The sequence below is a fragment of the Acidimicrobiia bacterium genome (assembly GCA_040881685.1).
Taxonomy (GTDB): domain Bacteria; phylum Actinomycetota; class Acidimicrobiia; order IMCC26256; family PALSA-555; genus SHVJ01.
In genome coordinates this window covers 53831-68233 of record JBBECS010000028.1, presented here as the reverse complement: position 1 = coordinate 68233, position 14403 = coordinate 53831, and the positions used below count along the sequence as shown (strand labels likewise).

At 66.9% G+C, this 14403-nt stretch carries 13 protein-coding genes; 8 read left to right on the top strand and 5 right to left on the bottom strand.

Annotated features, from left to right (window positions below):
• Nucleotides 1-86 precede the first annotated feature (86 nt).
• Nucleotides 87-929 (top strand): glutamate formiminotransferase, encoded by an 843-nt coding sequence (locus WEE69_06910; GenBank protein ID MEX1145018.1) that lies wholly within the window; start codon nt 87-89, stop codon nt 927-929.
• A 31-nt stretch (nt 930-960) separates the two neighbouring features.
• Here WEE69_06910 and WEE69_06905 read toward each other — a convergent pair whose 3' ends face one another.
• Nucleotides 961-1251: a WhiB family transcriptional regulator gene (locus WEE69_06905; protein MEX1145017.1), complete on the bottom strand. Its 291-nt coding sequence runs from the start codon at nt 1249-1251 to the stop codon at nt 961-963.
• Nucleotides 1252-1427: 176 nt separating this feature from the next.
• On the opposite strand from WEE69_06905, the gene WEE69_06900 reads away from it, so the two are divergent.
• Nucleotides 1428-1922 carry an O-acetyl-ADP-ribose deacetylase gene (locus tag WEE69_06900; protein MEX1145016.1) on the top strand — a complete coding sequence of 165 codons (495 nt, stop codon included), beginning with the start codon at nt 1428-1430 and terminating at the stop codon, nt 1920-1922.
• On the opposite strand, the gene WEE69_06895 is transcribed toward WEE69_06900, so the two are convergent.
• Entirely contained in the window at nt 1904-3934 is a 2031-nt protein-coding gene (locus WEE69_06895) for a VWA domain-containing protein (GenBank protein ID MEX1145015.1), read from the bottom strand. The two genes, WEE69_06900 and WEE69_06895, sit on opposite strands and share 19 nt — an antisense overlap.
• 556 nt (nt 3935-4490) lie before the next feature.
• Between WEE69_06895 and WEE69_06890 the strand changes: the two genes are divergently transcribed.
• Nucleotides 4491-4952: a hypothetical protein gene (locus tag WEE69_06890; protein ID MEX1145014.1), complete on the top strand. Its 462-nt coding sequence runs from the start codon at nt 4491-4493 to the stop codon at nt 4950-4952.
• Nucleotides 4953-5055: 103 nt separating this feature from the next.
• Entirely contained in the window at nt 5056-5415 is a 360-nt protein-coding gene (locus WEE69_06885) for a hypothetical protein (GenBank protein MEX1145013.1), read from the top strand.
• Between the two features lie 49 nt (nt 5416-5464).
• Here WEE69_06885 and WEE69_06880 read toward each other — a convergent pair whose 3' ends face one another.
• Nucleotides 5465-5881 carry a hypothetical protein gene (locus tag WEE69_06880; GenBank protein ID MEX1145012.1) on the bottom strand — a complete coding sequence of 139 codons (417 nt, stop codon included), beginning with the start codon at nt 5879-5881 and terminating at the stop codon, nt 5465-5467.
• 27 nt (nt 5882-5908) lie between these two features.
• Nucleotides 5909-7309, bottom strand: coding sequence for a magnesium chelatase (locus tag WEE69_06875; protein ID MEX1145011.1), 1401 nt, complete (start codon nt 7307-7309; stop codon nt 5909-5911).
• Nucleotides 7310-7450: 141 nt separating this feature from the next.
• Between WEE69_06875 and WEE69_06870 the strand changes: the two genes are divergently transcribed.
• Genes WEE69_06870 through WEE69_06855 form a run of 4 tightly spaced genes read left to right on the top strand, consistent with a single transcriptional unit; the run spans nt 7451 to nt 12978 of the window.
• Nucleotides 7451-8188 carry a succinate dehydrogenase cytochrome b subunit gene (locus WEE69_06870; protein MEX1145010.1) on the top strand — a complete coding sequence of 246 codons (738 nt, stop codon included), beginning with the start codon at nt 7451-7453 and terminating at the stop codon, nt 8186-8188.
• Nucleotides 8185-10101: a fumarate reductase/succinate dehydrogenase flavoprotein subunit gene (locus WEE69_06865; protein MEX1145009.1), complete on the top strand. Its 1917-nt coding sequence runs from the start codon at nt 8185-8187 to the stop codon at nt 10099-10101. The genes WEE69_06870 and WEE69_06865 overlap by 4 nt, the downstream gene beginning before the upstream one ends.
• Before the next feature lie 7 nt (nt 10102-10108).
• On the top strand, nt 10109-10873 hold the full coding sequence (locus WEE69_06860) for a succinate dehydrogenase/fumarate reductase iron-sulfur subunit (protein ID MEX1145008.1): 765 nt from the start codon (nt 10109-10111) through the stop codon (nt 10871-10873).
• The gene (locus WEE69_06855) at nt 10870-12978 is read left to right on the top strand and encodes a sulfatase-like hydrolase/transferase (protein ID MEX1145007.1); all 2109 of its coding nucleotides are present in this window, start codon (nt 10870-10872) and stop codon (nt 12976-12978) included. The genes WEE69_06860 and WEE69_06855 overlap by 4 nt, the downstream gene beginning before the upstream one ends.
• A 16-nt stretch (nt 12979-12994) precedes the next feature.
• On the opposite strand, the gene WEE69_06850 is transcribed toward WEE69_06855, so the two are convergent.
• Complete coding sequence (locus WEE69_06850) at nt 12995-14383, bottom strand: methyltransferase (protein ID MEX1145006.1); 1389 nt, start codon at nt 14381-14383, stop codon at nt 12995-12997.
• Between the last annotated feature and the right edge of the window lie 20 nt (nt 14384-14403).

Genomic DNA, 14403 nt, shown 5'->3' with positions numbered 1-14403 from the left:
TCGCCGGGGCAGAAAGTGTGCCGAAGGGCGGCGGAGGGTATCCCTCCGCCGAGCGAGTGCGACCAGGAGTCAAGGTGCTGGAGTGCGTGCCGAACATCTCAGAAGGTCGCCGCGCCGACGTGCTCGACGCGCTCGCGATCGCGTGCGGCCCGTCGCTGCTCGACGTCCATGCCGACACCGATCATCACCGATCGGTGTTCACACTGGCTGGCCCCGGAACACGAGATGCCGAGACCGCGGTGTGCGCGCTGGCCCAGGTCGCCGCGGCGCGCGCCGAGCTGACGGGCCACGAGGGCGCGCATCCGCGCCTCGGCGTGATCGACGTCGTGCCCTTCGTGGCGCTCGACGAAGATCACGACGTTGCTGCTGACGCGGCCGCGGCGTTTGCCGTGTGGGCGGTGGAAGATCTGGCGGTACCCGTGTTCTTCTACGACGACGCCGATCCGAAGCGCCGATCGCTGCCGGAGCTCCGGGCCGATGCTTTCGTCAAGCGTGAGCCCGACGCCGGCCCGCCTCGGCCGCATCCCACGCTCGGTGCGGTGGCCGTGGGCGCCCGCCCGCCGCTCGTGGCGGTGAACTGCTGGCTCGACACCAACGACGTCCTCGTGGCCCGCCGCCTCGCCCGTGAGGTGCGCGAGCTCGACGGGGGCATGCCGGGGGTGCGGGCGCTGGGCCTGCTCCTGGAGTCCGTGGAGACGGCTCAGGTGTCGATGAACCTGGTAGATCTGCCCGTGACCGGCATCGAAGCCGCCGTCTCAGAGGTTCGCCGCCGGGCGGCCAAAGACGACTGGGAGATCACCAAGGTAGAGATCGTCGGCCTGATCCCCCACGCCGAGCTCGAGCGCTGCACCGAAGAGTTCCGAGACTGGGCCGAGATCACCGAAGCCGTCACGATCGAATCCAGGCTGACCGCAAAGACGGTCCCGTAAGCGACGGCCCCTCGAGCAGGGCCCGCTCGACCTAGGCAGAAGCGAGGTTGCGACGTTCGAGAGCCCGCTGGCGGCGGACCCGTCGGCGCTCACGCTCCGAGAGCCCGCCCCAGATGCCGAACTTCTCACCGTGGGCGAGGGCGTACTCGAGGCACTCGCCCCGGACCTCGCAGCCCCGGCACACGGCCTTGGCCTCACGGGTCGACGCACCCCGCTCTGGGAAGAACAGGTCGGGATCGACCCCCAGGCAGTTGGCACGTTCCTGCCACCGCTGCCCACTGTCGTCGGCCTCGGCCTGGACGAACTGGATGAAGTCGGTCACGTTCACCGAAAATCCCCTCTGAATGACGCGGTTGGAATTACAACGGTGTTACTCTGACCCGCCAGAGCAACCGGGCGCAAGGGGAACTTGCGCGGCCGGTGGGGAAATGTCCGATTTCGGACGATTTTAGGGTCAGATTTCTTCGTGGCGGGCGTGCTTTTCCGTAGATTCTCGCCATGACACCCCGAGTCGAGGCCGTCCTCGGTGACATCACGGCAGAGGCCACCGACGCCGTCGTCAACGCCGCCAACCCCGGATTGACCCGCGGGGCCGGCGTCTGCGGGGCGATCTTCGCCGCCGCGGGGCCCGAGCTCGACGCCGCCTGCGCCGGGCTCGGCGGCGCCGTCACCGGCGACGCCAAGGTCACCCCCGGCTTCGCCCTCAGGGCCCGCTGGATCATCCACGCGGTCGGGCCGGTCTGGCACGGAGGCAACCAGGGCGAGCCCGGGCTCCTGGCGTCGGCCTACCGGCGCTCCCTGGAGGTGGCCGCCGAGGTCGGAGCCCGATCCGTCGCCTTCCCAGCCATCAGCACCGGCATCTACGGCTATCCGCTGGAGCCCGCCGCGGAAGTCGCGGTGGCGAGCTGTCGGGCGGCACCGCCCGAGATCGACTCGGTCAGGTTCGTCTGCTTCGACGACCAGACGCTTGCGGCTTACGAAGCCCTTCTCTGACGGCGCTGATCGAGGAAGTCGACGAGCACGTAGTCGCCGAGGGTGTCGGGGGTCGTGAAGAAGGCACGGCCGCGGTTGAGCTTCATCATGCGCTCCACGAAGTCACGCAGGTAGTAGCTCTCGTCGAGCATGAACGTGTTGATGCGAATGCCGTCACGCGTGCACCGCATCACTTCCTTCAGGGTCTCCTCGATGGTCAGCGGTGAGGGCGGGTACTGGAAGTACGGCTCGCCGCCTTCGATGTGGGCCGTCGGCTCGCCGTCGGTGACCATGATGATCTGCTTCGTGCCGCTCTGGCGGGAGAGCATGCGCCGTGCGAGCAGCATCGCGTGCTGCATGTTCGTGCCCCACTCGAAGTCCCAGCTCATCTCCGGCAACCGCTCGGGCGGCACTTCGCGCGCGACGCGTCCGAAGCTCACGAGACCGAAGTAGTCGCGCGGGAACTGGCTCGTGATGAGCGCGTGCAGCGCCATCGCGACCTTCTTCGCCGACAGGAAGTTGTCGCGCATCGGCATCGAAAGGGACACGTCGAGCAGCAACACGGTTGCGCTGCGCGTGACGGTCTCGGTGCGCTCGACCTCGAAGTCGTCGGGCGTGAGTCGAACCGGGGTCCCCGCGCCGCTGCGCCAGATGGCGTTCTTGACCGTCTCTTCCACGTTGAGATGGAACGGGTCGCCCCACTCGTATGGCTTGTGCTCATAGGCCTTGTCCTGGCCGATGCCGGTGCGGTCCTGGTCGTGCCGGCCGGTGCGGTCTTTCATGAGCTTGCGGAACAGATCACCGAGCGCTTTCTGCCCGATGGCGCGGATGCCGCGGGGAGTGAGCTCGAGCCGACCCTCGCGCTGCTCGATCAGGCCGGCCTCCTCGAGCATCCTGGCCAGCTCGGCCAGCCGCTCGAGTGAGCGGGCGGCGTCGTCACCGAGCAGCTCGCGGGCGCGCTCCACGTCGACCTCGGCCAGCTCACCGGGCTGGGTGGCCTGGCGGAGCAGGTGCTCGAGGTCATCCATGTCGCCGAGCGCATCGAGCAGGCCGGGCATCTGGCCCATCGAGAGTGGGTTGTCGCCCTGGAAGTTCATCGAGCGCTCCCAGGGCAGGTTCGGGAAGGCCTGCTGGAGGTTGCGGGCGAGCTGGTCGACCTGCCAACGCAGGTCCATGTCCTCCATCAGGCTCTCGGCGAGGCCCTGGAGCTGGGCGCGCTGCTCGGGCGTCATCGAGTTGAGCAGCTGCTGCATCTGCGCCATCGACTGGGCCATCTGCTCGAGCAGCTCGTCGAGCGTCTGCGGGTTGTCGGGGAAGAAGTCGCCGTAGCGCTCCATGAAGCCCTTGAAGTCGGGCTCCTCGCCGCGCTCGCGCTGCTCGAGCATCTGATTGAGCTCGGCCATCATGTCCTTCATGCGCTGCATGCGCTCGGGCGTCATGTTCTGCATGCCCTCGGACATCTGATTGAAGTAGCTCTGCATCAGCTGGTTCTTCAGCTGCTCCATCAGCTCTTCGAACTTCTGGCGCGCCGCGTCGTCCATCCAGTCGTACTGCTGGAGCTGTTGCACCTTGCCCGCAAGATCGGGAGGGAGCTGGTCGAGCTGCTCGCATCGTTCCTTGGCGAGGTCGTCGACGATCTCCTGGCGGCGCCGGTCGCCTGACTGGAGCGCCTCGTCGATACGGCGTTCGATGCCCTCGCGCTCCTGGTCGACGATCTCGCGCAGCTGCTCGGCGATCTCCTCGTACACCCCACCGAGGTCGTAGTGCTCGAGCATCTCCTTGCGCCGTTCGCGCAGCTTCTGGAGCATGTCGCGCAGGCCCATGAGCTCTTCGCCGTTGCGGTCCTTCATGCCTTGCTGCATGAGGCGCCGCAGCGACGCGTGCAGGTCGCCGTGGTACAGCAGGTCGTCGGTCATCTCGTCGAGCAGGGCGTCGGCGTCGAGATCGAACCCGCGCTGCGACCCGTCCCACGCGGAGTACCGAAACCCTCGCTTGTCACGTTCCCGACGACGACGGCGACCGAGCAACGGCATCCGCCCAAGGTACCCCGGGTCCGAAGGCCGACCCCCCGTATCGAGCAAGTGACGCTGAGGGTCAAATACGGAACGTTCGCGTCACTTGCTGGGCTACGGGTCGTCGAAGAGCGGCATGGACAGTCGACTTCGTCGGATCGCAAGGCGCCAACTCGCGCTGATCACGTACGAACAGGCGCTGCGCGTGTTGACCGAGAGTCAGATCAAGCACCGGGTCCGGCGAGGTGAGCTTGACCGCGTTCGCGAAGGAGTCCTCCGAGTTGCGGGTGCGCCGGAGACGTGGGACCAACTCTTGCTGGCCGCTTGCTTGGCCGGCGGCCGGGGAGCGGTGGCTTCGTTTCGATCGGCCGCGTGGCTCTGGCGCCTCATGGGCTTCGAAGCTCCAGATGCCTTCGAGATCACCGTGCGTCGCGCCCGCCGTGCACGACTTCCAGGGGTCGTTGTTCACGACACCGTCGTCCGTGGTCGCCTCCACACGATGCGGTCGGGTTGCATTCCGGTGACCACGCCTGCTCGCACGCTGTGCGATCTGACTGCTTGCTGCCCACCATGGGTCGTGGAGCGCGCACTCGACGACGCACTTCGTCGTCGACTTACGACGCTCCAACAACTGCATCGCGTCTTTCTCGATCTCAAAACGAAGGGGCGTCGTCGCAGCACGGTGATGCGGGCGATCCTCGAGGCTCGAACCCCAGGCTTTGATGCGGGAGGGAGCGATCAAGAGCTCAAGATCGTGCAGTGGATCGTGGAGGCGGGCCTACCTCCACCCCGGCAACAGCACCGAGTCCGCGTGGGGAATCGCACGTACAAGCCTGATCTCGCGTATCCCGAGTTGAAGATCGCAATTGAGTACGACGGTTGGGACGCGCATCGCATGCGCACGTCGTTCGACGCAGATCGTGACCGCGACATGGATCTCGAAGATGAGGACTGGCGCGTGCTCCACTTCACGGCCAAGTCATCGCGACGCGCGGTGGTCGAACGGGTGCGGAACGCACTCGCCCAACGGAGCAAGTGACGGAAAGGCTCCGTATTTGACCTTGAGCGTCACTTGCTCCGGTTGGGGGAACGGGTGGGGGGCCGGTTCGGGAAGGGGGTGGGCGGGGGGCGAGAATCGGGGGGTGCGGCGAGTGCTTCTCTTCTTTGCGGTCTTGGTGTTGATGGTGGGCTGCAGCGGCTCGCAGACACCGAAGGCTTCGAAGGCGTTTTGTCTAGCGGCTGATCGGTACGACTCCGAGCTGGAGCGGCAGCAGAAGCGCGGGGAGATCGACATCGATCGTCAGATCGAGCGCGTGGCGGAGCTCGCTCGTACGGCGCCGAAGGCGGTCGACGACGCCGCGCAGGTGTTCCTCGACGCACTGGAGCGCGTGGAAGACGACCCGTCGATCAAGGACGATCCCGACGTGCGCGAGGCGGTCGACGATGTGAACCGGCTCGCCAACCAGGCGTGCGGCGTGTACGACCGCGAGGGCGGGCTCTAGATCAGATGGACGGGTCGCGGCCGGCGGTGAGCCGTCAACGACGGCTCACTCAGGGCTGCGACGCGTCGGGGCCCACGCCGGCGGCGGGGCAGTTCGCGAGGCTGTACTCGGTGATCGTGGCGATCGCCTCGATTTCGTTGTCGTTGTAGCTCGCGGCTGCCGAATTCGGGTCCACGCCGTCAGCGATTCTGCCGTAGTACTTGGCGATCGTCTTGGCGGCTTTGCGAAGCTCTCCCGTGGGCGCCGCCTTGGCGAGCTTCTTGTACTGCTTCACGAACGCGGCCGAAGCGTCCGCGAACCCGGACTCTCCGCTCACGTCCGGGACCGTCGAGCTGATCGCCAATAAGCGTTCGCAGAACTTCTTGGCGCTCTTCTCGGCAACGCGCGCGGGAGCGCTCGCGGCGGTGCCTGCGATGAGGCCGGCGATCAGCGCACTGGTGACGAGTGCTCGAACGAAGCGTCGCATCTGTTGGCTCCCTTCGTCGAGGAAACGCTAGCCGCGGCCTCGATACGCCGACTTGCCTCCCGTGGCGTCCTTGTTGAGCCGCTTGGAGAGATGGAGGCCTTCGAGCACGAACTCGACCGCTGACGCGACCCCAGCCGGCGTCTCCTCCACCTCGAGATCCGCCAGGGTCTCGCGCAGCCCGGGAAGGCTCGACAGGAGCTTGGCGTACTCGGCTGCGGGCATGTCGTCACCCGCGTGCACGATTAGTCCCTCGTCGAACGCGGTGACGAGCTCCGTGAGCTTCTCCGGCTTGCAGGTGGCGCGGAACGTCTCGAGCACCGCAGCCTTCACGATGCGGTCGAGCACCTGCTCCTCGCGACCGTCGTCGACCGTCTCGAACTCCACCTTGCCGGCCGTGCTCGACGCCAGCGCCTCGAGGTCGCTCACGCGCGGCACCACCTCGTCTTCGCCGTTGCGCAGCGCCCTGCGAGTCGCGTTCGCGACGACGGTCTCGTAGTTGGCCACCGACATCCGGACCGAGACACCGGAGCGCTGGTTGATGTGCGGTGACCGTCGAGCCTGCTGACTCATCTCCGACACGATCTCGGCCATGAAGAGCGGCACCGACACCCGCATCCCATCCGGCACGTTCACCGTCGCCTCTTGCTCGACGACGTCCATCTCCACGTCCACGTCGAGTGGGTAGTGCGTGCGGATCTGCGCCCCGAACCGGTCCTTCAACGGGGTGATGATGCGACCGCGGTTCGTGTAGTCCTCGGGGTTGGCCGACGCGACCAGCATGAGGTCGAGGGGCAGCCGGATCTTGTAGCCGCGGATCTGCACGTCTCGCTCCTCGAGCACGTTGAGCAGACCCACCTGGATGCGCTCGGCGAGGTCGGGCAGCTCGTTGATCGAGAAGATGCCACGGTTGGTGCGAGGGACGAGCCCGTAGTGGATCGTGAGCTCGTCGGAGAGGTAGCGACCCTCGGCCACCTTGATCGGGTCGACCTCGCCGATGAGATCGGCGATCGACGTGTCGGGTGTGGCCAGCTTCTCGCCGAAGCGCCGATCACGGTGTACCCACTCGATGGGCGTCTCGTCGCCCCGCTCGGCAACCAGCAGTCGCGCGTGGTGCGAGATCGGCTCGTACGGGTCGTCGTTGATCTCGCTGCCGGCGATGATGGGCATCCACTCGTCGAGAAGACCGACGAGCGAGCGGATCATGCGGGTCTTGGCCTGACCGCGCTCCCCGAGGAAGATCACGTCGTGGCTCGCGAGCAACGCGTTCTCGAGCTGGGGCAGCACGGTGTCGTCGTACCCGATCAGACCGTCGACGACGGGCTGACTCTCCGAGATCCGCCGGACCGCGTTCTCGCGCACCTCTTGCTTCACCGGCCGCGAGACCCAGCCGCTCGCTCGTAGCTCGCCGAGAGTGCCGGGTCGGGTCATGAGTGCGAGCTCCTTCCGGGGGGACGGCGCGGGAGCGTACCAGCGGCCTCGCGACGCCCCGAGCGGACGTTCGAGAATCGGAGTCACGGCGTTGCCCGGCGCTAGCGTCAAAGCGCTGGCCATACCTGGCCGGGAGGAACGATGACGAAGGTCGCGGGGGAAATGACCGACGCGCCCGCGCGCACGCCGAGCCGTCGAGCGCCGTTCGTCGTCACCTTCTACCGCTCCGCCGTCGCCAAGAAGTGGCTGATGGCCGTCAGCGGGATCATGTTGCTCGGCTACGTGCTCGCCCACATGGTCGGCAACCTCAAGATCTTCCTCGGCAAGGAAGACATCAACGAGTACGCCGACTGGCTCCGCCGCCTGGGTGAGCCCGCCCTGCCACGTGAGGTCGTGCTGTACGGACTGCGCGTCGGGTTGCTCGCCGCCTTCGTCATCCACATCGTCGCGGCGTACCAGCTCACGCTGATCAACCGGCGAGCTCGACCCACGCAGTACCAGTCGCCGCGTGATTACGCCGCGGCGAACTTCGCGTCACGCACGATGCGGTGGACGGGCGTGATCGTCTTGCTCTTCGTGATCTTCCACTTGCTCGATCTCACGTTCGGCACGGTGAACCCCGGGTACGAAGGCGGCAACCCCTACCGCAACATGATTGCGAGCTTCGAGCGAGTGCCGGTGGCCGTGGCGTACGTCGTCGCCAACCTCGCGCTCGGTCTCCACATCTTCCACGGCGCATGGTCGATGTTCCAGAGCCTCGGGTTCAACAACCCCCGGTACAACACCTGGCGCCGCTACTTCGCGGTGGGGTTCGCCGGTCTCATCACCACCGGCAACGTCGCCCTGCCGATCCTCATCACCGCGGGGGTCCACCCTTGACGCTCGACGCGAGGACTCCTTCCGGCCCCATCGAAGACAAGTGGGACCACCACAAGTTCGACGTGAAGCTCGTGAACCCGGCGAACCGCCGCAAGTTCCGGGTGATCGTGGTCGGCAGCGGCCTGGCTGGCGCGTCGGCGGCCGCGTCGCTCGGAGAGCTCGGGTACGAGGTCACGATGATCACGTTCCACGACTCACCCCGGCGCGCCCACAGCATCGCGGCCCAGGGCGGGATCAACGCCGCGAAGAACTACCGCAACGACGGCGACAGCGTGTACCGCCTCTTCTACGACACCGTCAAGGGCGGTGACTACCGCTCGCGTGAAGCCAACGTGTACCGGCTCGCGCAGCTGAGCGTGAACATCATCGATCAGTGCGTCGCGCAGGGTGTCCCGTTCGCGCGGGAGTACGGCGGACTGCTCGACAACCGGTCGTTCGGCGGCGCCCAGGTCTCACGCACGTTCTATGCCCGCGGGCAGACCGGCCAACAGCTCTTGCTCGGTGCCTACCAAGCCCTCGCGCGCCAGATCCATCTGGGCAACGTGCAGCTCCACGAGCGCACGGAAGTGCTCGACGTGGTGATCAAGGATGGACGCGCCGTCGGCGTGGTCACTCGAAATCTCGTCAGCGGCGCGATGCGCTCGTTCTCCGGGCACGCGGTCGTGCTCGCGACCGGCGGCTACAGCAACGTCTTCTTCCTCTCCACGAACGCCAAGAACTCGAATGTCACGGCCATCTGGAGGGCGTACAAGCGCGGCGCGTACCTCGCGAACCCGTGCTTCACGCAGATCCACCCCACGTGCATCCCGGCGAGCGACGACTTCCAATCGAAGCTCACGCTCATGAGCGAGTCGCTGCGCAACGACGGGCGGATCTGGGTCCCCACTGACATGGGCGACCAGCGCTCGGCTGACCGGATCCCCGAGGACGAGCGCGACTACTACCTCGAGCGTCGCTACCCGGCGTTCGGCAACCTGGTGCCGCGCGACGTTGCGTCGCGCGCGTCCAAGCGCGAGGTCGATGCCGGGCGCGGTGTCGGGCCGCTCAAGAACGGCGTGTACCTCGACCTCGCGAGTGCGATCTCTCGTCTCGGTCGCGACGTGATCAGTGAGCGCTACGACAACCTCATGCAGATGTACGAGCGCATCACCGGAGAAGACCCGTACACGCTCCCGATGCGCATCTACCCTGCCGTCCACTACACGATGGGCGGATCGTGGGTCGACTACAACCTGATGTCGAACGTGCCGGGCCTCTATGTGCTCGGTGAGGCGAACTTCTCCGATCACGGCGCCAACCGCCTCGGTGCCAGCGCGCTCATGCAGGGCCTCGCTGACGGCTACTTCGTGCTGCCCGCGACCATCGGCGACTACCTCGCGCCCTTGCTGGGCACCGACCCCGCCGCCACCGACGACCCCGCCTTCACCCAGACGGAGGCGGACGCCTCCGACCAGGTACGGCGCATGCTCTCCGTAAAGGGCACGCGCTCCGTCGACTGGTTCCACCGCGAGCTCGGCAAGATCATGTGGGAGCACTGCGGGATGGAGCGCAGTCGCGAGAGCCTCGAGAAGGCGCTGGCGGAGATCCCGGCGTTGCGCGAGGAGTTCTGGCGCAACGTGCGTGTCCTCGGTGAGAACGAGTCCTTCAACCAGTCTCTGGAGAAGGCCGGGCGGGTGGCCGACTTCCTCGAGTTCGGCGAGCTCGTGTGCCTCGACGCCCTCCAACGCGAGGAGAGCTGCGGCGGGCACTTCCGGGTCGAGCACCAGACCGAGGACGGCGAGGCGATGCGCGACGACGACAACTTCTCCTCTGTCGCCGCTTGGGAGTTCAAGGGCGCCGACACCGCGCCCGAGGTTCACAAGGAGCCGCTCGAGTTCGAGTACGCACACCCGACGCAGCGGTCGTACAAGTGAGGGGTTCGTGAAGATCACACTCAACGTCTGGCGCCAAGGCGGACCGAAGGACGGTGGCGCGTTCCAGATCTACGAGGTCGACGATGTCAGCCCCGACATGTCATTCCTCGAGCTCTTCGATGTGCTCAACGAGCGTCTGATCTCGAAGGGCGATGAGCCGGTCGCGTTCGACCACGACTGCCGCGAGGGCATCTGTGGGTCCTGCGCCATGATGATCAACGGGCGCGCGCACGGCCCGGAGAAGGGCACAGCGACGTGCCAGCTCCACATGCGCAAGTTCGAGAACGGTGCCACGATCACCGTGGAGCCGTGGCGCGCCGCCGCCTTCCCCGTGATCAAGGACCTCTGCGTCGACCGCTCGGCGTTCGACCGCATCATCGAAGCCGGCGGCTACATCACCACGCCCACGGGAACAGCACCCGAGGCGAACCAGATCGCGGTGCCCAAGGAGGTCGCCGACGCCGCGATGGACGCCGCCGCGTGCATCGGGTGCGGCGCGTGCGTCGCCGCGTGCCCGAACAGCGCGGCGCAGCTCTTCACCGCGGCCAAGATCCAGCACCTCAACCTGTTGCCACAGGGCCAGCCGGAGCGGTGGTCGCGCGTCGTCGCGATGGTCGACGAGATGGAGCGCTGGTTCGGTTCGTGCACGAACCACGGCGAGTGCGAAAGGGCGTGCCCGAAAGAGATCAGCACCGACTTCATCGCGCTCATGAACCGCGACTACATCCGGGCGCAGTTCAAGCAGCGCCGCCTCACCGGCCAGAAGTCTTGATCGCGGTACCAGCCGTCACACGACGACCGAGCCTGCTGATCGACGCGGCGCATCTCTTCGCGTTGTGTGGGTTCGCCATCGCTCAGCCGCTGTTCGACCTGCTCGGCAAGAACCCCACGTTCTTCGTCGCTCACGACCTCGACGGCCGCGCCCTCGTCGCGGTCGCCTTCGCGGTGTTGTTGATACCGCCGCTGGTGCTGCTCGCGGTGCTCACCGTCATCCGGCTCGCCTCCGCAGCGGCGGCCCTGGTGGCGCGCGCCGTCATGGTCGGCCTCCTCGTCGCCGCCACCCTTCTGCCTCCGCTCGAGCGCGCGATCGGCCTGTCGACCACGGCGTGGATCGCCCTCACCGTCGTCATCGCGATCGGCGCCGCCATCGGCCACGACCGCCTCCGCAACCTCCGCACGTTCATCACCTACCTCGCCCCCGCTCCTGCGCTCTTCCTCGCCATCTTCTTGTTCCTCACCCCAGTGCAGACCCTCATCCTCTCCACCGACCCGGCTGCTGCCGCGGTGGACCTGCAGGGCACGCGCACGCCCGTCATCGTGATCGTCTTCGACGAGTTTCCCCTGGGTGTTCTCCTCGACGACCGCGGTGCTATCGACGCCACCCGCTATCCCGGTTTCACGCGCCTCGCCGACACCTCCACCTGGTACCCGAACACCACCACCGTGTCCTCGCAGACGATTCGAGCGGTGCCGGCGATCCAGACCGGGCTGCTGCCTCCCGAAGAGGCGGTGCCGGTTGCGTCGAACTACCCGCGTTCGTTGTTCACCCTCTTCGCGCGATCGCACCGCCTCCGCGTCAGCGAAACCGTCACGCGCCTGTGCCCCCGCGCCCTCTGCCGCAACTCGAACGCGCATGGCTTGTCCGCCAACAGCAGCTCCACGCTCTTTGCCGACCTCGAAACCGTCTACTTCCGCGCCCTGCTCCCCGATGCCACTGCCACCGAGTGGGGCGTCCCGACCATCGAAGACCGCTGGGCCGGCTTCGGTCACGTCACGGCCACCCGCCGGACGAAGGACGGGTCCGAACCGACCCTCGCGGACTTCGACCACGATGCGCTCCCGGGGGTCGACAGCCTGGACCAAGCAGCGCGCTTCGAGACATTCCTCGCCTCTCTCCGCACCGGCCGCTCTCCCGGACTCTGGTTCCACCACAGCCTCTTGCCCCACGTCCCGTACACGCTGTTCCCCGACGGACGCCCGTACAACGCCCACTACGTTCCGCGGTCGTCGTTCACGCGCCCCAGCGACGTCGACCTCGTCAATGTCGACGCGCAGCGGCTCGTGCTCCAGACGATGCACGTGGACCATCTCGTCGACCAGCTCCTCGACCGCCTCAAGCGCACCGGCATGCTCGACGACGCGCTCGTGGTTGTCACCGCCGACCACGGGGTTGCGTTCGTGCCCGAAAAGACTCGCCGCGACACGAGCGAAGCTCGGGGCCGTGACGGAGTGCTGCCAGTCCCGTTGATCGTGAAATACCCGGGTCAGGTGGCCGGCGAGGTCGACCGGCGCGACGCGCGCACCATCGACGTGGTCCCCACGGTCGTCGACGCGCTCGGCATCGACCTCCCCGCGGATTGGCACTTCGACGGGCGGTCATTGATCGGTCCCGCGCCACGCCATCGCCGGAAGCTATTGGTCGATGGAACGACCGTTGCGGAACCGGTACGCGCCCTGCGGATCGCAGCAGAGCTCGACGGTTTCTTGGTCTCGGATGGGGGACCTCAGGACCCGTTCCGGATCGGCCCGTACGGAGAGCTGGTCGGCGAGCCAGTGGCGTCGCTGACGCTCGGGTCACCCGTCGGCAGCGTTCACGCAAACAAGGGGTCTGCCTACGACCACATCAACCTCGACAGGGTGCTCCCCGCGCTCTTCGAAGCGACCGTCACCGGCGTCGAGCCCGGCCAATGGGTTGCAGTCGCCCTCAATGGCACGATCGCCGGCGTCGGCCCCGTCTACCAGCTCGAGAACACGGAGGACATCCGTATCGTCTCCATGCTCGATCCGTCGTTCATGCGCGCCCAACAGAACAGCCTCGACGTCTATCGCATCGACAGCGCCGGCACCACGCTCCATCCGCTCGCCGCACAACGCTGAACCACGCGGCACGACGTCAGCGTCGCGGCCTCAAGTGGTACAGGTTCCTCGTGTCGGAGGGGAGCACCTGCCGCTCGATCACGTCGAACAATGTTGCTGCCGCAGATTCGAACGCTTCGATGGAGTACCGATCCACGGCACCACCCTTCTTCGTGCGGGTGAGGCGGCGGACCATCGGGTCTTCGGGGGCCGGAACCTCCACGACGACTTCGGCGTCGAGGTCGGCGAGCAGACCCACGATCTCTTCGAACGGAACCATGTCGGTGATTGCCAGGTGGTGCACCAAGGCCAGCATGAGCACGAGATCCGGACGGACACGCTCGACGAACGCCGGACGCTCCTTCGCGCGCCAACCGACCGGCGACGACAGATTCGCGACGTCCATGTAGACCGGGACGATTCGCTCTTCACCGCGTTCGCGCAGCCTGCGGTACAGGTGATCCACAACGAGCGGATCGGCGTCGAGCGCCACGGCGTAGTCGGCGGTTGCGAGCGCCGCGTCGGTGAATCGACCGTCGTTCGCGCCGATGTCGAGAACCTGGCTTCGGTGGCGCAAGGCAGCGACGCGGCGAACCAACGCCTCTTTCGTCTCGAGGTCGCGATCGCTGTAGTGGCCTCGCTTCGTGTACTCCGACCAGGTCGACTCTGCCGGCTGCCAGCGCAGACGACGCACGAGCTTTCGAAGTCGTCGCACTTGTGCCCGGACGATCTTCGGATTGAAGCCCGCTGCACGCAGCTCACCTCGCATATCGCGCGACGAGGCCGCGTAGCGACGTTCCGCCCACGCGTGCAGTCCGACATGGACGAAGACTGACGGCCGGGCACGAGTCCGGAACGGCAGGGCCGAGCGACACTCCGCAGGCGTGATGCCTCGCACCTCGCCGCGGAGCCAGGGCTGAAAGGGGATCCCCTGGGACTGGACCAGCAGCGGGTTGAGGAACTGCTCGCAGAACTGGCGGTACCCGAACCACGGTTCGCCGGGGCTCAGCCGCTCGAACGAGCCGATGTCGATGAACATGGGTCTTGAGCCGACGAACTGGAGGTTGTACGGCGTGGCGTCCTTCGTGATCAGGTCGTCTGCGAGGGCCTGCTCGGTGAGGTCGAGCTGGAGCAACGCCGCGTCGCGGAGCATCGAGAAGGTCCACTCGAAGGGGTAGGTGACAACGGGCACGCGATCGTGTTCGAGCGCGGCCACCCAGCCTTGCTCCACCAGCGTTGCAGGGAGTGGTTCGAGCGCTCGGGTTCCGACGATGCGTCTTTCACGAAGAGCGTCGCGAAACAGCGGCGACGCGGCCAATACCGCGTAGTCGGCCGCGGCGTCGGCATCGAGCGCGCGAACGATATGTCCGTCGGCCTCGAAGACTCGACTGGACGGGTCGCGCCACGATCCCGCTGCGGGTTCCATCCTCCGCTCCCCGGGCGCGT